The sequence below is a fragment of the Listeria innocua genome, from assembly GCF_028596125.1.
In the GTDB taxonomy this organism is placed as follows: Bacteria; Bacillota; Bacilli; order Lactobacillales; family Listeriaceae; genus Listeria; species Listeria innocua.
In genome coordinates, this window is the sequence record NZ_CP117229.1 from 97,804 (window position 1) to 116,063 (window position 18,260).

Here is an 18,260-nt window from a genome sequence, read left to right on the forward strand (position 1 = left end):
ATACGGTTCAACCGATAGCCAAGGGTTTTAGACATCTAGGAGGAAAGGAAGTAGAAAAATGACCTTTTTAGAATTTCATCAACTAATCAGCCAAGATTCACTGATTTATTCATGGATTAGGAAAAATTTTTCTTTTGTTCACCAGGAGTTGGAGGCAGGTAAGGAACTTAAAATGCAGCATGAACAACTAATCATTATGGAAAAAGGCCTGCTAATACAAAAAAGCGAAGAAGATAAGAAGCTTACTTTTCAACGAGTATTCGCGGATCAACGGATTATTTTTACGACAGGTGGAAGTCTTACATTAGGTGCTCTAGAAGATACGGTTTATAGCGTTATCCCTACAGACGAATTGTTTGAGAAATTGGATGAGCATCAATTGTTACCTAATTTCTTTTTACAAATAGCTGAAGATTTTGAGGTAAGTATCGAATGGCAAAGAAAGTTAATGTCGGCTTATCCAGAGGAACGGGTCAGAATGGTTTTGAGAAAAGTAATTGAACGATACAAACTAGATCCCGTGCACAATCCAGTATTTCCAAGATGGCTTAAAATTTATGTTCTAGCAAAGTTCGCAAAATGTTCCGTCTCAACAACTTCTATGATAGTAAATGATTTAGCTGAGAAGGGTGAAATTAATGTTAAAATGACTCCTTGGATATTAATGCAGGATTCACCAGCATATTGTGTCTCTTAATAAAACTATAAAAAACTACTCAAATTCAATTTTTGAGTAGTTTTTTTGTTTTTTAGTAGGGTTAATATGAAATTAATAACTTTTTTCAATATACTTTATTCATTTTTTAGATACACTAAAATTTGAGTATCTATTTTCTGTATTAATGAGCGATACACTATTTAATATCTTTATAATTTAGAATGATAAAGTATTGGTAAATAAGGGTTTTGGATGCAATACTAATAAGTTGGCACAGAACTTGCAATATATTAAGCGGGTAGCAAAATAAATGAATTATATTAGGAGGGAAAAAGATGGTAGGAATTATCCTCGCAACTCACGGTGAATTTGCTGAAGGTATTTTGCAGTCCGGAACAATGATTTTCGGCGAGCAAGAAAACGTTAAAGCAATCACTTTGATGCCAAGCGAAGGTCCAGAAGACATCAAAGCTAAAATGGAAGCTGCAATTGCATCCTTTGATAGCCAAGATGAAGTTTTATTCTTAGTGGATCTTTGGGGAGGCACACCATTCAATCAAGCAAACGGTCTTTATGAATTACATAAAGATAAGTGGGCAATCGTAGCAGGACTTAATTTGCCAATGCTGATTGAAGCTTTCTCATCACGTTTCACAATGGAAAGCGCACACGAAATCGCAGCAAATATCCTTGCGCCAGCTCAAGAAGGTATCCGCGTGAAACCAGAAGAACTTCAGCCGCAAGTAACAGCTACTGAACAACCACAAGCAGAAATCGCTGCAGTTGGTGATGGCAAAATTGAATTCGTTTTAACTCGTGTTGATTCTCGTCTCTTGCATGGTCAAGTAGCCACTGCTTGGACAAAAGCAACACACCCAACAAGAATCATCGTCGTTTCAGATGCAGTTGCAAAAGACGATCTTCGTAAAAAATTAATCGAACAAGCAGCACCACCAGGAGTAAAAGCTAACGTTATCCCAGTCCAAAAAATGATTGAGATTTCAAAAGATCCACGTTTCGGCAATACAAAAGCACTTTTATTATTCGAAAATCCTCAAGATGTTTTACGCGCAATTGAAGGTGGCGTAGAAATCGAACAAGTAAACGTTGGTTCCATGGCTCACTCTGTAGGTAAAGTTGTTGTTAGCAAAGTACTTTCCATGGGGAAAGATGATGTTGCCACTTTTGAGAAATTAAAAGAAAAAGGCGTTAAATTCGATGTGCGTAAAGTCCCTAATGACTCAAGCGCTAACATGGAAGACATCATCAAAAAAGCAAAAAATGAACTAAAGACACAGTAAAAAATTAAAATAGGAGGTTTATTATGTCTGTCATATCAATAATTTTAGTAGTACTTATTGCATTTTTAGCAGGTATCGAAGGAATTCTAGATGAATTTCAGTTCCATCAGCCATTAATCGCATGTACATTAATTGGTCTCGTAACAGGTAACTTAACAGCATGTATCATCCTTGGCGGAACTCTACAAATGATCGCACTTGGATGGGCAAACATCGGAGCAGCCGTAGCACCAGATGCCGCGCTTGCCTCAGTAGCTTCAGCAATTATATTAGTTTTAGGTGGACAAGGGGTAGCAGGTATTCCGTCCGCAATCGCAATTGCAATTCCGCTTGCAGTAGCAGGTCTTTTCTTAACTATGATCGTTCGTACATTGGCAGTTCCAATTGTTCACTTGATGGACAGAGCCGCTGAAAAAGGGAATATTCGCACCGTAGAGTGGTTACATATTTCAGCAATTTGTATGCAAGGTATTCGTATCGCAATCCCTGCAGCAGCACTTTTATTCATTCCAGCAGACAGCGTTCAATCTTTCTTAGAAGCAATGCCAGCTTGGTTAACAGATGGTATGGCTATCGGTGGAGGAATGGTAGTTGCCGTTGGTTATGCGCTTGTTATTAACATGATGGCTACTAAAGAAGTATGGCCGTTCTTCGTTATCGGTTTCGTAGTAGCTGCAATTTCTCAACTTACACTTATCGCAATTGGTGCTCTAGGTGTTGCACTTGCTCTTATTTACCTTAACCTATCTAAAATGGGTGGCGGTAATTCAAATGGCGGTGGAGGCGGAAACTCACGCGATCCACTCGGCGATATATTAAACGACTATTAATAAAAAAAGGAGGAGAATAGAATGGCAGAAAAAATCGAATTATCAAAGAGAGATCGTCTACGCGTAGCATGGCGCTCTACGTTCATTCAAGGTTCATGGAACTACGAACGTATGCAAAATGGTGGCTGGGCATTCTCTATGATTCCCGCTATTAAAAAATTATATAAAACAAAAGAAGACCGTTCATCTGCGTTAAAACGTCATTTAGAATTCTTTAATACACATCCATATATTGCATCTCCAATTCTTGGGGTAACACTTGCACTTGAAGAAGAACGTGCAAATGGTGCAGAAGTTGATGATGTAGCAATTCAAGGGGTTAAAGTTGGTATGATGGGACCTCTAGCTGGTGTTGGTGATCCAGTATTCTGGTTTACAATTCGTCCAATGTTAGGTGCATTAGGTGCTTCTCTTGCCTTGAGTGGAAACATTCTTGGACCTATCTTATTCTTCGTTGCTTGGAACGTAATCCGTTGGGGCTTCATGTGGTATACACAAGAATTCGGCTACAAAGCTGGTTCTAAAATTACTGATGACCTTTCTGGTGGATTACTGCAAGACATTACAAAAGGTGCTTCGATACTCGGGATGTTCGTCCTCGCCGCCTTGGTGCAGAGATGGGTAAATATCCAGTTTGCGCCAATTATCTCGAAAGTTAAACTTGATGAAGGTGCGTATATTGATTGGAGTCATCTTCCACAAGGTGCACAAGGTATCAAAACTGCTTTAGAACAACAACAAGCAGGATTAGCTCTTTCTGAAATTAAAGTAACAACCTTGCAAAATAACTTGGATAACTTAATCCCAGGACTTGCAGCAGTAGCTCTTACATTCCTATGTATGTGGTTACTTAAGAAAAAAATCAGCCCAATTATCATCATTCTAGGTCTATTCGTAGTTGGTATAGTTGGTCACTTAATCGGGCTTCTGTAAAAATAAGCTGATCGAAAAGAGGCTGGTGCAATATTCACCGAGCCTCTTTTCGTTTAGATATATGACACAGATAAACGAATACGGTATAATAAACAAAACAAGCGAAAAGAAATGGAGCGAATACAGTTGGTTCAATCGATTAATACAAAGGTAGACTTAACAATAGATGCCACCGCGTATACTGGACTTACAGATTACGGGAAAATTATGATTGGCGACAAAGGTTTTGAATTTTTCAACTCACGTGATGTGCGTAAATTCGTTCAAATCCCTTGGGAAGAAGTAGATCAAGTTATTGTATCCGTTATGCTAAAAGGTAAGTGGATCCCTCGCTACGCCATTAAAACAAAGCGCAACGGCACATATACATTTGCTTCTAAAAAGCCTAAAGAAGTTTTACGTAAAATAAGAGTTTATGTCGACCCAGCCAATATGGTGAGCTCGCTAAGTTTCTTTGATGTTATGAAGCGCTCGTTTCGGTCGATATTTAGCAAGAAGAAAAACAAAAATAAATAAGCCGATTTATACCGAAAAGCTTCAATGGACTTATGTCTGTTGATGCTTTTTTTTCGTACATAATAATTGAACAAACAGCGCATTTTGGTACAATAGAAAGTGAAATCAAAAGTAAACGAAGGAGGAACACCAACATGAAAAAACCAAGAATCTACACGATGTCATTCGCTAGTGTATACCCTCTTTACATACAAAAAGTGGAGAAAAAAGATCGCACAAAAGAAGAAGTGGATGAAGTTATTTTTTGGCTAACTGGCTATGACCAAGCCTCCTTACAAAAAGCCATAGATCAAGAAATCGACTTTGAGACTTTTTTCGAGCAAGCACCAAAAATGAATCCCAATGCCTCTTTAATCACCGGAGTTATATGTGGCTACCGAGTGGAAGAAATTGAAGATAAACTTATGCAACAAATACGATACCTAGATAAATTAGTTGATGAACTTGCAAAAGGAAAGAAAATGGAGAAAATTTTAAGAAAATAAGTAAAAAGCAGCCGTTTTGAATGGCTGCTTTTTTGTTGGTTAGCTTTTAGAAACTTTCTTTTTTAAAGCTGCTAATGAATTCGCTACTTTTAAAGTCGTTTTCACAGATTTTCGGTTTAATGTGCCTTGATAATGTCTGATTTTATTTGTAAGTTCATGATTTTTCTTTAGCGTCAGCTGTAATTTTTGTGTAGTATCTGTCAGTTGTTTTTCTAATTGTTGATTTTTTTCTTGTGATTCAGTAATTTTCTGTTGGTATTTTTTGTTTTGCTCAGAAGTTGTTTTTTTCAGTTGGGTGAGTTGGTTATTTACGAGGTTGACGCGGTATCTTGTGCTAAAATCATGTCTTTCTTTTAATAAGTTGGTGGAGATTTTTACTCGGTTTAGCATTTCTTGAGGATTTAATATGGAAATGGGGTCTGGACTTGATGGGAAAGTAATGGAGTTTATAAGTTCATCCATAGGAGCTGATTTTCTGTTTTTATCGTGTTTGTAGATATGATTGAGACCGTTTGTATCTAAGAAATCAATATAGTTATCAAAATTCCTTGCTTGGACTTTTTCGGCTGATTTCAGGTCCACTTTAGTCAGTAATTCTTGGAGGTTGCTTGTTTTTTCCAATTCATCGATGGTGACGTGAGGAAGCGCATGGTAGGAGGCTAGTTCACGCATTCTAGCATCTTGGACAAATGAAATATTAGGTGTTCCGACTATTGTTGGAATGACATTTCCATGTAAGCGAGAGCCAATGCTAAAATCAATATTTTTCACAAAATCGAACCAACTAGGCATGCTAGTGAAATATTTTACTCGACCTTCTTGATAATACTTATGTTGGATATTTGTTGGGTAGCCATTGATATCACTAGAGATATCTGGACCGCCAGCATACATTAAATGGAATTCGTCTAGGTGTTGAGGGATAAATTGGTAATCTTTATATGTATTAATCAAGTTGTTTAAGAACTCGATAGCTATATCTGAAGAGGTTGGAGATGCGTTGATAGCAATGGAGGATTGTTCTGTTAAGTGGAGTTCTCTGATTTTTATTTCTCGACCAAATGTATAAAGGGAAGGACAGCCGATTACTCGATAGTCTATACCTTCATTAAATCCGAGTTTTTTTAAATAATCTGCTGTAATCTGTCCTCGAACTCCTATTTGAGCCGATTTTTCAAGGACTGCTTTTACAAAATTAGTAACATCTTCATCAAAAGTGAAACCTTCATCTAACTGAGGTTCATAGTTTGCTCGTAAACCTACCCCTGTGACTACAACCGGGATTTTTAGCTTACGAATCAACTGAGTATAATTACGGAGCGCGGGTCGAAAATCTTCACGGAAAGCATCAGCTAGAGGCACAATGTACAAATCGTAATGTTCATTAATTTTTTCTGCTAAATTAGGATTAGAAGATAACCCATCAGCGTGTATTTCTACATTGTCATTCCATAAAGTCCTATAAATGCTGTATTGGTAAGCTAGATTACCATTATTAAATCCTGTTCGATCCTTTAAATAAATATCTTCAGGCATGTATACGTTTGTAGGGCGCATACCTGACCTAATGAGTATTCTTTTCACTAAAAAACCACATCCTTAACCTAGTTAATATTTAAAGTATATCAAAATATTAATTAAGTTAACAATTTCCGGGATGAAGTTATTTAAGTTTATTTTTACACGAATCAAAGAAGAAACCGATTTGTTCCACTAGTCCTTCGTTAACCGAATAAATATGCGTTGTCCCTTTCTTTCTTAAATTAATTAGTTGTGCTTCTTTAAGCAGTTTAATGTGGTGTGACATGGTTGATTTGGAAATATTGTATGTTTCGCCAGAGAAACGTTTTTCTTTGCTTTTTAGTAAACATAGGAAAATATCCAGGCGAATTGGATCGCTCAGGGCTTGGAAAATTAATAATAAATCTGATTTTGATAGCTCATTTAACTTTTTCATATGATTATCATATCATAACTTACATTTTAATTGCGCGGAACTTGCTGTTATGTTATATTATGATAGTTCGAAAAAAATCGAACTATCAAATCCGAAAGAAGTTGTTGGTAAATGTTGCATATTGAAGCACAAATGACGATAAAAAAAGAGCAAATAGAAGCTTTTTTGCAGGCAGCTAAGGAAGTTATTGCCGCGTCACAAGCAGAAACAGGAAATCATGGCTATGAATTAGTACAATCTACTGAAAATGAGACAGTTTTTTATATGCTAGAAAAATGGGCGGATATGGATGCTATTCAACAACACAATGAAAGCGAGCATTTCAAAAAATTTCAGAACGCCGCTACTAATTTTGTTGCAAAACCACTTGAAATTTCAGTTTTAACGCCACTTGCGCGATAAGGAGGAGAAAGAGATGACTTATTTAAATAATGATTTTGAAGACTTAATGAAAAACCGTCGTTCGATTCGAGAATACGATGAAACGGTGAAAATTAGCCAAGAAGAAATGAAAGCTATTTTGGAGGATGCGGTAACTGCTCCGTCATCTGTAAATATGCAGCCGTGGCGCTTTGTAGTTGTAGAAAGTGATGCTGGTAAAGAAAAATTAAGTTCATTAGTACGCTTTAACACACGCCAAAACGAAACTTCTTCCGCAATGATCTTAATTTTCGGGGACCTACAAAACTTTGAAAATGGCGAAAAAATTTACGGGGAAGCTGTGAATCGCGGTTTAATGCCCGCCGAAATAAAAGAACAACAAATGGCAAAATTAAGCCAGTACTTTGAAACAATTCCGCGTTCGGAAGCAGAACGAGTTGTATTAATTGATGGTGGTCTAGTGGCGATGCAGTTAATGTTGGTTGCACGTGCGCATGGTTATGACACAAATCCAATTGGTGGTTTTGAGCGTAAAGAAGTGACAGAAGCGTTTAACATGGATCCAGAACGCTACGTCCCAGTTATGCTCGTTTCTATCGGAAAAGCTAAAAATTCTGGCTACGAGTCATATCGTTTACCAATCACAGACGTAACGACTTTCGCTTAAAGGGTGGAACAAGGGAATAGCCGATATTTCCTTGTTCCTTTTTGTTCTTCTTGGTATAATAAAAACAACATAAAGCCGAGGAGGAAAAGCAACTATGACGATCAAAATAACTCGTAAAACAGGTATTGGCGGCGGTATTACTCCAGTGAAAATTAGAATCGAAAATGAAGAAATTGTAAAACTCGACAATCATCAGTCTCATTTTTTTATGCCTAAGATGGAGAAAACAAAGGTTCGCGTGACTGATTGGTTCTTTGGGAGTCAGGAAGTAGTTTTGGAAAATAGTAATGATGTTATTGTGCGGATTAACCGTAAAGCACTAATATTAAATTATTCAATGTTCCCGTTTCTAATTTACGGTTTAGTTATGACTAGTTTGGCTTCTACGTTAATTGCACTCGGTCTCTTTTTGGTATCAATTTTTTATTCGCGAAAGCATTGGTTTGAATTTGTGAAAATTAAATAATAATTAATTGATAGTATAAGCCAAGTGCTTGTACTATTTTTTTATCTGTGTAAGTTTTTATTCCATCTGTGTATCTTAGGAACAAGCTTGAAACCGCTAAATGACAACGCTTTCTTTTGGCATGATAATTGCATGTTATACAGTTGCTCAGAATGAATCTTTAATTGGAGGGAGGAACTTAGAGAAAAGAAACATTCTGGCAACCACACAAAAAGGGGTACAGAGAGACAAACTTAGAACTACCGAAATGAGGTTTATAAATCAAAAATCGGGGTGAAGAGATGAATAAGAAGATGAAAAAGCTTTTTAGTATTACTTCTGTTGTGTTGTTAGTATTATCGTTAGTGGTTGTATCAATTGGTGCAGAGTCAAAACGGGCGAAAGCGGCTGAAAATGTACCACAATATCGAAATGTTATGTATTACGGTGATTGGTCGATTTGGGGAGGAGAAGGGAATTTTTATCCGAAAGATATTCCAGCTGATCAATTAACACATTTAAATTTTGCTTTCTTGGATTTTAATAGTAATGGAGATTTAGTTTTTACTGATAAAGATGCTGCTGTCGGAGCGCCTGTTGGACAAGAGGGAGTTCAGTGGGGCGGAGCGAATGCGGGTGTATTGAATGCGATTCAAGATTTGCGCGCTCAAAATCCGAATTTGAAAATAGGGGTTTCGGTTGGAGGCTGGTCTAAGTCGGGTGATTTCTCGACAGTTGCAGCAGATCCGACAAAACGGGCTAATTTTGTCAAAAATGTGATGAAATTTGTGAAATATACTAATATGGATTTTGTTGATTTGGACTGGGAATATCCTGCTTCGGTACGGGATGCTGACCTTGTTGATAATAAAAATGATGAAGGCACGCCAAATGCAAAACCTGCGGATAAGCAAAACTTTATTACACTTTTACAAGATTTAAGAACAGCTTTGGATAAACAAGGCGTTGATATTAACAAGAAATACGAGTTATCGGTCGCTTTACCAGCTGCAAAATCTACTTTGGAAAATGGAGTGGATGTAGCGAATCTGTTTAAAGTAGTCGATTTTGCGAATGTGATGACCTATGATTTAAATGGTGCTTGGACACCGAATAGTGCGCATCATACAGCGCTTTACGGCAATCCGAAAGACCCGAATTACAATAGTGGTTTTTCTGTGGACCAAACCGTAAAATACTTAAAAGAAAAGGGAGCCGTTTCGAATAAAATTGTTGTTGGGGCAGCATTTTATACTCGAGGCTGGAATAAAGTAGCTGCGGGAACAGACACTGCATTGCCAGGACTTTTCCAAGCGGCTGAAAAAACGAATAAGGATGCAGATGGCTCGCTCACTTATGGGGCAAACAATGAAAACCCAATTAAAACTGGTGATGGGGGCCGTGCTGGTGGAGTTTGGGCGTATAGAAGTATTGATGCTCTAAAAGCCAAGACGCCAACTTTAAAAGAATATTGGGATGATACTGCCAAAGCGCCGTATCTTTATAGTAAGGAAACTGGGGAGTTTTACACATATGACAATACGCGTTCAATTGGCTATAAGGCACAGTATGTAAAAGATAATAATCTAGGTGGGATGATTTCTTGGATGCAGTCGCAGGATAAAACCACGACTTCAACTAAGCGCGATGAACTTACAAAGGCTATTAAAACCGGATTGTTCGGTACAAGTGCAATCCCGCAAAACGCAATCACATATGCGAATTTAAATGTGGTAGCAACTGTAAAACCTTATAGTGAAAATGGAGTCGGATACGAAATTACGATTACTAATAATGAAAAAGCGGATGAAACAAATGAAGTCTTGAAATCAACAGAGCTATCTTTTGAAACAGTAAAATTACCTAAGTTTTATATTCCAGTAAAAGCCGGCGAAACGCTTACTGCTGGAGATTATAAAGCAGGTACGGTTACTACTTCAGGTGGCAATACAGTAGTTGATTTAGCTTCGGTGTATGATGCACAGCAAATTCCGCAAGGCGCATCTTATACTTTCCGCTTAAAATCGAGTGCATCTAGTGTGGATGTAAATAATATTTCTAAAATTGATTTAACACAACGGATGGTAAAATCGAGTGTCGAATTTGGTAAACAAACTATTTTTGGCGGGGGAACTGTTGTACCTGATCCAAGCGATACAGAAGCTCCAACAGTGCCAAAATCACTCGCATCTTCTAATGTAACCGATAAATCTGTTACTCTATCGTGGACAGCTTCAACGGACAATAAAGCGGTGGCTGGATATAAAGTGTACCGAAATGGGACCGAAGTGGGCTCTGTTTCAGGAACTACTTTTACAGATAGTGGCTTAACTGCAAAAACAGCGTACACTTACACAGTAAAAGCGTATGATGCGGCTGGGAATTTCTCGGCAGCAAGCTCGGCCTTAACTGTGACAACGCTTGACGCGGCAACACCACCAGCAACTCCAGCATGGGACGCTGCCAAAACGTACAATAAGGGAGACAGGGTTTCTTATAAAGGGAAAACATATGAAGCACAGTGGTGGACTCAGGGAAATGAGCCAGGAGCTGAACAGTGGGGTCCTTGGTTGTTAATAAATTAATAGACAAAAACAGAGATTCTTTTAGGAGAATCTCTGTTTTTATTTGAATTCCTCTGATAATAACCAGTCAACAATATAAATAATTGGAATTCCATCTATTTGAGTTGTTTCATAATATCTACCAGTGACAACAATCTTTTTATAATTATCCTTAATATTTAAAAGATTATCTGTTTCATGCCTGTTATTTGGAAATTCATAAGCTACTTGGATGTATAATGTTTCGTCTAGCTTTCTAGCAACAAAATCTATTTCTTTACTATCAAGTTTACCAACGTCTACTGTATAGCCTCTACGTAATAATTCTATATAAACGATATTCTCTAAGCGATTACTATAGTTCCCATCTTTTCTACCAACCGCATTTCTTCTTAAACCGGTGTCTATTATAAAATATTTTCCGTTAGTTCTCAGATATTCTCGCCCACGAATATCATATTGTTTTGCTCTATAAAATAAATAACCATTCTCTAGTAAATCCAAATAACGATTTACAGTATGGACAGTTGTGTCAACGCCCTCACTTTTTAAGGTGTTTACAATTTTCGAGGCATTAACTAATTGGCCAACATTATCTGCTAAAAATCGAATGATGGATTTTAAAGCGGTAGCATCTTTTACCCCCGCTCTTAATGCAACATCATTCAAAACAATAGTGTCAAAAATTCCGGATAAGATAGTATCTTTGATAGATTCTTCGGCAATAACAACACTCGGAAAGCCGCCGTATTTTTCGTATTCATTATAAGCGCTGTCTACTTTTCGAGAATCAGCTTCAATACCTTTTACATGTAAAAACTCAGAAAATGAAAATGGGTAAATGGGGATTTCGATGTAACGACCGCTTAGAAGGGTAGCTATTTCACCGGAAAGCATATTAGCGTTTGATCCAGTGATGATAATATCACTATTGAAGCTCACACGAATACCATTAACAACGCGCTGCCAACCTTCGACCATTTGGATTTCATCAAATAGTAAGTAAACCTTTTTATCATCTTTGGGCAACAATTCGTCTAATTTTTGACGAAATTTTTCTTCTGTTGTTATTGTTTGATATTCAAAGCTCTCGAAATTTATGTGTATAATATGATTTTCCGGTATGCCTTCTTTCAATAAATACTCTTTATAAAGCATTAATAATACCGATTTCCCAGAACGACGCACACCTGTAATAACTTTTATGAAATCGGAATCCTTGAATTGAATAAGTTGCTTGAGATAATTAGGTCGTTTAAACATTTACATCCCTCCAATCTAGTAAACTTCTATTTAGTTTTTATTTTACCATTATTTGCAGTTAACTTCAAATAATGGATGAAATTAGTGATTTTTGAAGTTTGAAAAATGCTGATTTGGCAGTTTTATGATATATTATTTAGTTTCGATGCGCAAAATAAAAGGTAACTAGAATCTCTAGTTACCTTTTTTCTATAAAGCTTGCAACATATCAAATTGTGATTGGTATAAATTATAGTAATAGCCATGTTGTGCCATCAGTTCTTCGTGGCTGCCTGCTTCTTGAATTCGACCATTATCAATGTAAAAGATGCGCGAACTATTTTTGATTGTCGAAAGCCTGTGCGCGATAATGAAGGAAGTTCGGCCTTCCAGTAGTCGCTCAAGCCCTTCTTGGAGTAAGATTTCTGTTTGTGTATCAATACTTGAAGTTGCTTCATCAAGGATAAGGATTTTCGGGTCGGCTAAAAGAGCACGGGCAAAGGAAATCAGTTGTCGCTGACCGGCCGAAAGAGTGCTACCCCGTTCTTTTACTTCGGTATAGTAGCCATCTTTTAGACCGGAAATGAAATCATGGGCGCGAACGACTTTGGCAGCTGCGATAATTTCTTCTTCGGTTGCATCTAGTTTGCCGTAGCGAATATTTTCAATAATTGTTCCGGAGAAAATAAAAGTATCTTGGAGCATGACGCCCATTTGTGACCTAAGCGACCTGAGCGTTACTTCCTCGACATTTTCCCCATCAACTAAAATCTCCCCGGAATTAATATTGTAAAAACGGCTGAGCAAATTAATAATTGTCGTTTTTCCAGCACCAGTCGGACCAACGAGTGCAATTGATTCGCCCGCGTCAACATGAAAATTAATTCCTTTTAAAATGTCTACGCCTTCCTCGTAACGGAAATAAACATCTTTAAAGTCAACATTTCCGACGATTGGTGGCATTTTTTTCGCATTTGGCACGTCTTTAATATCTGGTTCGACATCCATTGTTTCGAAAATCCGCTCCAAATAAGTCGTTGCGGTAATAAGCGAATTGTAGAAGTTACCAATATTAATAACAGGATTCCAAAAATTCCCAACATAACCGATAAAAGCAATCAGTGTCCCGGTAGAAACGTCCACACCGTAACCTTTGATTCCAACGAAGTAAATTAAACAAGTCGTCATTACGGCGATATTTTGAACTCCTGGCCAAAGCAAGAATTGAATTTTCACCGCTTTCATCCAAGAACGACGGTACTCATTACTTACCTCGGTGAAAATCTCAAAATTCTCTTCTTCCCGCGAAAAACTTTGCGTTACTTTAATCCCAGCAATGCTCTCGTGGATATAAGCGTTCATGTTGGATTGTTTATTGCTAAGAACCTGATACGCCTTACGCTGAGCCGTTTTAATAACCATAACAATCACGAAAAGAACTGGAATTAATGCTAAACTATACAACGTTAAAACGGGATCAATCATCAGCATAAAGCCAAGTGTTACAATGACACTTAAAATATCAGAAATCAAATTAATAAGCCCGTTAGATAATAAATCGCTCAGCATATTGATATAATTAACAACCCGAATCAAGATTTTCCCGTGCGGACGACTATCAAAATAAGAAAAAGGAAGTTTTTGCAAATGACCGAAAATTGCCGTTCTCATATCCTTTAAAATATCTTGTCCAATAAGCGTAATCGACCTAATTCGGTATCGCATACAAAGCCCAGTTACAATGACAGAAACAATGAAAATAACCGCAATCCAAAATAGTTGAGTCATGTTTTTGTTTGGGATCGTTTCATCAATCACAACTTTGGTTAGATATGGCCCAATCATTGTCGCAACATTTGCCAGTAAGATTACAAAAAGTGTGATATAGATAGATTTTTGATAGGGTTTTACATATACGAGAATACGTTTCAAATGTGCGGCGCTGAATGCTGTTTCTAGTTCTTCATCAATATCAAATTTATTTCTAGCCATTCACATTCGCCTCCGTCCCAAGTTGTTTATTGTAAATATCAAAATAATAACCTTTTTCCGCTAATAAACTTGCATGTGTTCCACGTTCAATAATTTCACCATGATTTAAAATTAAAATTTCATCAGCTTCTTTTACAGAAGATATGCGGTGCGCGATAATAAAGGTTGTTGTATTTTCGGTGATTTTCTTTAATTCGCCTTGGATTTTCACTTCTGTTTCCATGTCAACCGCAGAAGTGGTATCATCCAAAATCAAAATAGATGGATTTTTTAAAAGAGCACGAGCTAACGATATACGCTGCTTTTGCCCGCCGGAAAGCCCAACCCCGCGTTCACCGACAATCGTGTCATAACTCTCTGGCATTGTCTCAATAAAGTGGTCGGCATCAGCAATTCGCGCCATTTTCCGGACATCTTCCATCGTTGCTTCGGGTGCTCCAAATGCTATATTACCTTCAATCGTATCGGAAAACAGGAAAATATCTTGCATCACCGTAGCAATGTGATTTCGAAGTTCCCGGACATGCCATTTTCGGGCATCAACCCCGTCAATTAAAATTTCACCAGAAGTCGGATCGTAAAAGCGACAAATCAAGTTGACGAGCGTTGATTTCCCTGACCCAGTTTCTCCCAAAATAGCCACCGTTTGACCCGGAGAAGCTTTCAAAGAAATATTTTTCAGAACGTCCGTATTTGGGTCATCTTCAAAATGAAAACTAACATTATTGAACTCAACATGGCCTTGTAATGATGGCGCCGGTTTTTCAGCGTGGATAGGAATTTTAGCATTCGTTGCCATCATATCTTGAATTTTAAACGAAGAAGCGATGAAACGTTGTACGTCATTAATAAGCCAGCTACTCATGCGCATCGGGCCATTCAGCATCCATAGAAATCCATTAAAGGCAACTAGATCTCCCAGCGTCATTTGTCCTTTGATTACTAAATAACCACCGAAAATAAGCGTGATAACAACTAGAACTCCAGCGAGCGAGTCAAGCACTGGCAAGTAGGCTCTAGAAACATCTGCGGAATCTAAATTGCGTTTTTTGAAGTCTTCATTATGTTCGTGGAATTTCTTCATTTCAAAATCTTCCCGCGCGAATGCTTTTACGACGCGGTTTCCACTTATATTTTCTTCTACCATTGAATTAAGCCGCGAAAAGCTTTCTCGAATTTCATAAAAAACTGGTTGTGCTTTACTCGACATTTTCATCGTTAAAATGGCAATGAGTGGCGTGATGATAACTAGTGCGAGCGTTAGTTTCCAGTCAATCGTGGCCATAATAATAATTGCAAAGCTAAACAGGAACACGTTTTCCAAAATATTGTACGATACCCATGAAACAAAATGGCGGATCGCATCTGTATCACCAGTCATCCGCGCCATAATATCTCCAACACGCGTATTATTGAAAAAATCAAAATCAAGTGACTGCAACTTTTTATACAAATCTTCCCGAATTTGAAAAAGGGAATTTTGCCCAATTCGCTCGCACATAATCTGATAGGAATAACGGCAAATAGTTCGAATAATGGTCGAAACTATCATGATTAAAAGTAGCGGGATAAGTAAATTCGGTTTGTTTTGATAGACAACATCATCAATCACTTTCCCGCCTAGTAACGGATAAATAATGCTAATACCAGAAGCAATAAAAATTAAAATAAATACACCAACCATAAGTAAACGATATTTCCGGACATATTGCCAAATCCATTTCATACTCTCCATTTTTTCACATCCTTTAACATTCATATATCCATTTAGTTTACACTCCTAATTTCGAAAAAGAATGGTTTATATTCGCTGGAAGCATGGACAATGTTATATAATTAAAAGATAATTGTAAGCGTTATATTTAGGAGGTGAAACGATGCTGAAAATAAACACAACCACATTTAACCCGCAAATTTTGTATATAGCTAATTGCTATACCAACGAAGTACGAGTGGGCGAAAATCATCATCATGACTTTTTAGAAATCTCCATTATTTGTGAGGGAAACGTTATTTATGATATTGAAGGGGAGCGAGTCGCATTAGAAAAAGGGGATATGTTGATTTTTAATCCTGGTGTGAACCATTACGATATAACCGAACCTGGTATGACAAATGCGCAACTTCACATTGGTTTTCGGAATTTTGCACTGGAAGGATACTCGCGAAACACTTTCCCATTTAAAAAAGCCTTTTTACGGAAAAAAGAAGATGAATCTGCTATTTTATCCATTTCTAAACAAATTATAGAAGAAAAAGATGCTGAAAAACCTGGATATGACTTGATTTTGAAAGCTTTTGTCATGCAGTTAATTATCCATGTTTTGCGGGAAGCTACGCCCGAACAACTTGAAAATAATGGCGTGAAATTATCCACCGATGAGCAGCAAAAACAAATGCTCGTCAATGAAATTATTCATTATATGGAAAAACACCACACAGAAGATGTCTCGCTTTCGACACTCTCGCAAACAATGTACATCAGTCCCGCCTATATTTCCAAAGTTTTTAAAGAAGAAACTGGCGAGTCGCCAATTAATTATCTAATCAAAATCCGCCTGACACGTGCGGAAGAGCTACTGAAAAATAAAGATGTAACTGTGAAGCAAGCTGCTAACATGGTCGGCTACAACGATGCTATTATTTCAGTAAACTTTTCAAAAAATATTATGGCTTTCCACCATCAGAAAACTGGCGTAAATCAAGTTAATTTAAAATACTGAATGATAAAAGCGGTATTTTGAAGGAAAATTAGCAGGTGTTTTTCGAAATGCCTGCTTTTTATTGGATTAAATTTTGCGATTAGTACTAAAAATGTATTAGAATAGAAAAGAGAAATGGGAAGGGTGATGGGACACAATGAAATTTCAACTTTATATTCAACCAAAGTTAGATATTCTTCAAGGTAACATTGTCGAATACGAAATACTTTTACGCGACGATAGTGAAGTTCCTAGATTTCCTTTGTCGGAGTTAGAAGCTGTACTTGCGGACGAAGAATTATACCTTACATTTTGTGAGTGGTTTAGTGACGCTTTCTTTGATGTTCTAAAAAAATATCCAAATGATCGCTTTGCAATAAATATAGCGCCGCAACAACTTTTTTACATGGAAACGCTCCATATGTTAGACAAACTAAGAAGTGAGAGTCATCGTATTACTATAGAAATGACCGAAGATATTTTTGATGTTCCCGCTCATAAGCGACATTTAAATGCTGATGATAAAGATGCTTTTATTTTAAACAAAATTAAAATAATTCACGGCCTAGGTTACCATGTTGCAGTAGATGACGTAGGGTGTGGACTCAATAGTTTAGAGCGCGTACTGAGTTATCTCCCTTACATAATCGAGCTCAAGTTCTCTTTGATTCATTTTAATAATATTGATTTAGAGGATTTACTTTTATTCATTAAAGCTTGGGCGAATTTTGCGCATAAAAATAACCTCGATTTTGTGGTCGAGGGCATTGAAACAAAAGAAACCATGGCAATCTTAGAAAGCCATGGCGTCTCCATTTTCCAAGGTTATTTAGTTAATAAACCATTTCCTGTTTGAAAACTATCTATTTGATCAAGGAGTTTTTCGTGTGAGCTAATAGTAATCGGTTTTTTGGATGCTAGCAGCCCATTTACGAGTAATTCTTCTAATGATTCAGTGATTCGAGCGCGACTAGAACGGCAATAATCAGCTAAAAATGTTTGTGTGATATAGGAAGGTAAAACGATCGGGCCTTCTGTTTGATGGAGATTCAGTAGTTCAATAATTTCCACAAAAATACGAGTCACTTTGATTATTGGTGGTTGATTAATATTTTTATAATTTTTGGCAGTAAATAAATATCTAACTATTACATCATCAAGTACCAGATGGAAGAAATGTGGGTTTGCATACAGGTAATTAAGGAAAAACTCACGATCAATGAACAGCGCCCGCCCGTTTTCTAGTGCGCGAACACGGTATTCAGTAAGCTCTGGAGCCGTTTTTGTTTCGAGTAAACTTTCCATTCCAAAAATTGCGTTCTCAGAAATAAGTGCATTTATCATCCAGCGTCCTTCATAAGTAGGTCCCTCTAAAACAGCAGTACCTTCCAAAATCACGCCTATTTGAGGTGGTTTTTTTTCGTAATCTTTAAACGAATGAATAATATCTCCTTTTTTAAAAGACACCTTGCTAGAGTAATCGCTCGAAAAAATATCAGAAAAATCGGTAGTGTGAAGCATGGTTAAAACTCCTATACGAATGAAATTTTTATCTACCATTTAACTGTACTTCTATTCCTATGAAAA

Annotated in this window: 17 protein-coding genes and 1 pseudogene; 12 read left to right on the forward strand and 6 right to left on the reverse strand. The window is 37.2% G+C overall.

Annotated elements, in window-relative coordinates; all coding sequences use genetic code 11:
- Positions 1–58: 58 nt before the first annotated feature.
- From PQQ29_RS01000 to PQQ29_RS01025, 6 genes are all read left to right on the forward strand, one after another.
- The gene (locus tag PQQ29_RS01000; RefSeq protein ID WP_003772617.1) at positions 59–697 is read left to right on the forward strand and encodes a mpt operon Crp-Fnr family transcription regulator; all 639 of its coding nucleotides are present in this window, start codon (positions 59–61) and stop codon (positions 695–697) included.
- A 296-nt stretch (positions 698–993) separates the two neighbouring features.
- Entirely contained in the window at positions 994–1,959 is a 966-nt protein-coding gene (locus PQQ29_RS01005; protein ID WP_003772614.1) for a mannose/fructose/sorbose PTS transporter subunit IIA, read from the forward strand.
- A 23-nt stretch (positions 1,960–1,982) separates the two neighbouring features.
- A complete protein-coding gene (locus PQQ29_RS01010; protein WP_003764836.1) occupies positions 1,983–2,789 on the forward strand; it encodes a PTS mannose/fructose/sorbose transporter subunit IIC in 807 nt (268 codons plus the stop codon).
- Between the two features lie 21 nt (positions 2,790–2,810).
- Entirely contained in the window at positions 2,811–3,722 is a 912-nt protein-coding gene (locus PQQ29_RS01015; protein WP_003728942.1) for a PTS system mannose/fructose/sorbose family transporter subunit IID, read from the forward strand.
- 126 nt (positions 3,723–3,848) lie between these two features.
- A complete protein-coding gene (locus PQQ29_RS01020) occupies positions 3,849–4,238 on the forward strand; it encodes a DUF956 family protein (RefSeq protein ID WP_003728941.1) in 390 nt (129 codons plus the stop codon).
- A gap of 134 nt (positions 4,239–4,372) precedes the next feature.
- Positions 4,373–4,723 (forward strand): DUF2200 domain-containing protein, encoded by a 351-nt coding sequence (locus tag PQQ29_RS01025; RefSeq protein WP_003759782.1) that lies wholly within the window; start codon positions 4,373–4,375, stop codon positions 4,721–4,723.
- A 39-nt stretch (positions 4,724–4,762) separates the two neighbouring features.
- On the opposite strand, the gene PQQ29_RS01030 is transcribed toward PQQ29_RS01025, so the two are convergent.
- Both PQQ29_RS01030 and PQQ29_RS01035 read right to left on the reverse strand, forming a co-directional pair.
- Positions 4,763–6,280 (reverse strand): polysaccharide pyruvyl transferase family protein, encoded by a 1,518-nt coding sequence (locus PQQ29_RS01030; protein ID WP_010990235.1) that lies wholly within the window; start codon positions 6,278–6,280, stop codon positions 4,763–4,765.
- 106 nt (positions 6,281–6,386) lie between these two features.
- On the reverse strand, positions 6,387–6,680 hold the full coding sequence (locus PQQ29_RS01035; RefSeq protein WP_010990236.1) for an ArsR/SmtB family transcription factor: 294 nt from the start codon (positions 6,678–6,680) through the stop codon (positions 6,387–6,389).
- Positions 6,681–6,791: 111 nt separating this feature from the next.
- Between PQQ29_RS01035 and PQQ29_RS01040 the strand changes: the two genes are divergently transcribed.
- The 4 genes from PQQ29_RS01040 to chiB all read left to right on the forward strand — a co-directional run bounded on the left by PQQ29_RS01040 (position 6,792) and on the right by chiB (position 10,758).
- Positions 6,792–7,082 (forward strand): putative quinol monooxygenase, encoded by a 291-nt coding sequence (locus PQQ29_RS01040; RefSeq protein ID WP_010990237.1) that lies wholly within the window; start codon positions 6,792–6,794, stop codon positions 7,080–7,082.
- A gap of 13 nt (positions 7,083–7,095) precedes the next feature.
- The gene (locus PQQ29_RS01045; protein WP_003764843.1) at positions 7,096–7,728 is read left to right on the forward strand and encodes a nitroreductase family protein; all 633 of its coding nucleotides are present in this window, start codon (positions 7,096–7,098) and stop codon (positions 7,726–7,728) included.
- Positions 7,729–7,822: 94 nt separating this feature from the next.
- Positions 7,823–8,194, forward strand: coding sequence for a hypothetical protein (locus PQQ29_RS01050; RefSeq protein ID WP_010990238.1), 372 nt, complete (start codon positions 7,823–7,825; stop codon positions 8,192–8,194).
- 293 nt (positions 8,195–8,487) lie between these two features.
- The gene (chiB, locus tag PQQ29_RS01055; protein WP_010990239.1) at positions 8,488–10,758 is read left to right on the forward strand and encodes a chitinase ChiB; all 2,271 of its coding nucleotides are present in this window, start codon (positions 8,488–8,490) and stop codon (positions 10,756–10,758) included.
- A 39-nt stretch (positions 10,759–10,797) separates the two neighbouring features.
- Here the strand turns inward: chiB and PQQ29_RS01060 are convergent, their stop codons facing one another.
- The 3 genes from PQQ29_RS01060 to PQQ29_RS01070 form a co-directional block, all read right to left on the reverse strand.
- Positions 10,798–12,000: an ATP-binding protein gene (locus PQQ29_RS01060; RefSeq protein WP_003772593.1), complete on the reverse strand. Its 1,203-nt coding sequence runs from the start codon at positions 11,998–12,000 to the stop codon at positions 10,798–10,800.
- A 189-nt stretch (positions 12,001–12,189) separates the two neighbouring features.
- The gene (locus PQQ29_RS01065; protein ID WP_003772591.1) at positions 12,190–13,971 is read right to left on the reverse strand and encodes an ABC transporter ATP-binding protein; all 1,782 of its coding nucleotides are present in this window, start codon (positions 13,969–13,971) and stop codon (positions 12,190–12,192) included.
- Positions 13,964–15,706 carry an ABC transporter ATP-binding protein gene (locus PQQ29_RS01070; protein WP_187983797.1) on the reverse strand — a complete coding sequence of 581 codons (1,743 nt, stop codon included), beginning with the start codon at positions 15,704–15,706 and terminating at the stop codon, positions 13,964–13,966. Before PQQ29_RS01070 ends, PQQ29_RS01065 begins: the two co-directional genes overlap by 8 nt.
- A 142-nt stretch (positions 15,707–15,848) precedes the next feature.
- On the opposite strand from PQQ29_RS01070, the pseudogene PQQ29_RS01075 reads away from it, so the two are divergent.
- Positions 15,849–16,681 (forward strand): annotated as a pseudogene (locus PQQ29_RS01075) (AraC family transcriptional regulator).
- Between the two features lie 149 nt (positions 16,682–16,830).
- Positions 16,831–17,529 carry an EAL domain-containing protein gene (locus tag PQQ29_RS01080; RefSeq protein WP_010990241.1) on the forward strand — a complete coding sequence of 233 codons (699 nt, stop codon included), beginning with the start codon at positions 16,831–16,833 and terminating at the stop codon, positions 17,527–17,529.
- Here PQQ29_RS01080 and PQQ29_RS01085 read toward each other — a convergent pair.
- Positions 17,499–18,194: a Crp/Fnr family transcriptional regulator gene (locus tag PQQ29_RS01085; RefSeq protein WP_187983796.1), complete on the reverse strand. Its 696-nt coding sequence runs from the start codon at positions 18,192–18,194 to the stop codon at positions 17,499–17,501. The genes PQQ29_RS01080 and PQQ29_RS01085 overlap by 31 nt on opposite strands.
- Between the last annotated feature and the right edge of the window lie 66 nt (positions 18,195–18,260).

Coding starts and splice junctions, on each gene's coding strand:
- PQQ29_RS01010 (WP_003764836.1), top strand. CDS start 1,983: ATGTCTGTCATATCAATAATTTTAGTAGTACTTATTGCATTTTTAGCA.
- PQQ29_RS01085 (WP_187983796.1), bottom strand. CDS start 18,194: ATGCTTCACACTACCGATTTTTCTGATATTTTTTCGAGCGATTACTCT.
- PQQ29_RS01080 (WP_010990241.1), top strand. CDS start 16,831: ATGAAATTTCAACTTTATATTCAACCAAAGTTAGATATTCTTCAAGGT.
- PQQ29_RS01070 (WP_187983797.1), bottom strand. CDS start 15,706: ATGGAGAGTATGAAATGGATTTGGCAATATGTCCGGAAATATCGTTTA.
- PQQ29_RS01045 (WP_003764843.1), top strand. CDS start 7,096: ATGACTTATTTAAATAATGATTTTGAAGACTTAATGAAAAACCGTCGT.
- PQQ29_RS01040 (WP_010990237.1), top strand. CDS start 6,792: ATGTTGCATATTGAAGCACAAATGACGATAAAAAAAGAGCAAATAGAA.
- PQQ29_RS01050 (WP_010990238.1), top strand. CDS start 7,823: ATGACGATCAAAATAACTCGTAAAACAGGTATTGGCGGCGGTATTACT.
- PQQ29_RS01065 (WP_003772591.1), bottom strand. CDS start 13,971: ATGGCTAGAAATAAATTTGATATTGATGAAGAACTAGAAACAGCATTC.
- PQQ29_RS01060 (WP_003772593.1), bottom strand. CDS start 12,000: ATGTTTAAACGACCTAATTATCTCAAGCAACTTATTCAATTCAAGGAT.
- chiB (WP_010990239.1), top strand. CDS start 8,488: ATGAAAAAGCTTTTTAGTATTACTTCTGTTGTGTTGTTAGTATTATCG.
- PQQ29_RS01035 (WP_010990236.1), bottom strand. CDS start 6,680: ATGAAAAAGTTAAATGAGCTATCAAAATCAGATTTATTATTAATTTTC.
- PQQ29_RS01005 (WP_003772614.1), top strand. CDS start 994: ATGGTAGGAATTATCCTCGCAACTCACGGTGAATTTGCTGAAGGTATT.
- PQQ29_RS01025 (WP_003759782.1), top strand. CDS start 4,373: ATGAAAAAACCAAGAATCTACACGATGTCATTCGCTAGTGTATACCCT.
- PQQ29_RS01000 (WP_003772617.1), top strand. CDS start 59: ATGACCTTTTTAGAATTTCATCAACTAATCAGCCAAGATTCACTGATT.
- PQQ29_RS01030 (WP_010990235.1), bottom strand. CDS start 6,280: ATGCGCCCTACAAACGTATACATGCCTGAAGATATTTATTTAAAGGAT.
- PQQ29_RS01015 (WP_003728942.1), top strand. CDS start 2,811: ATGGCAGAAAAAATCGAATTATCAAAGAGAGATCGTCTACGCGTAGCA.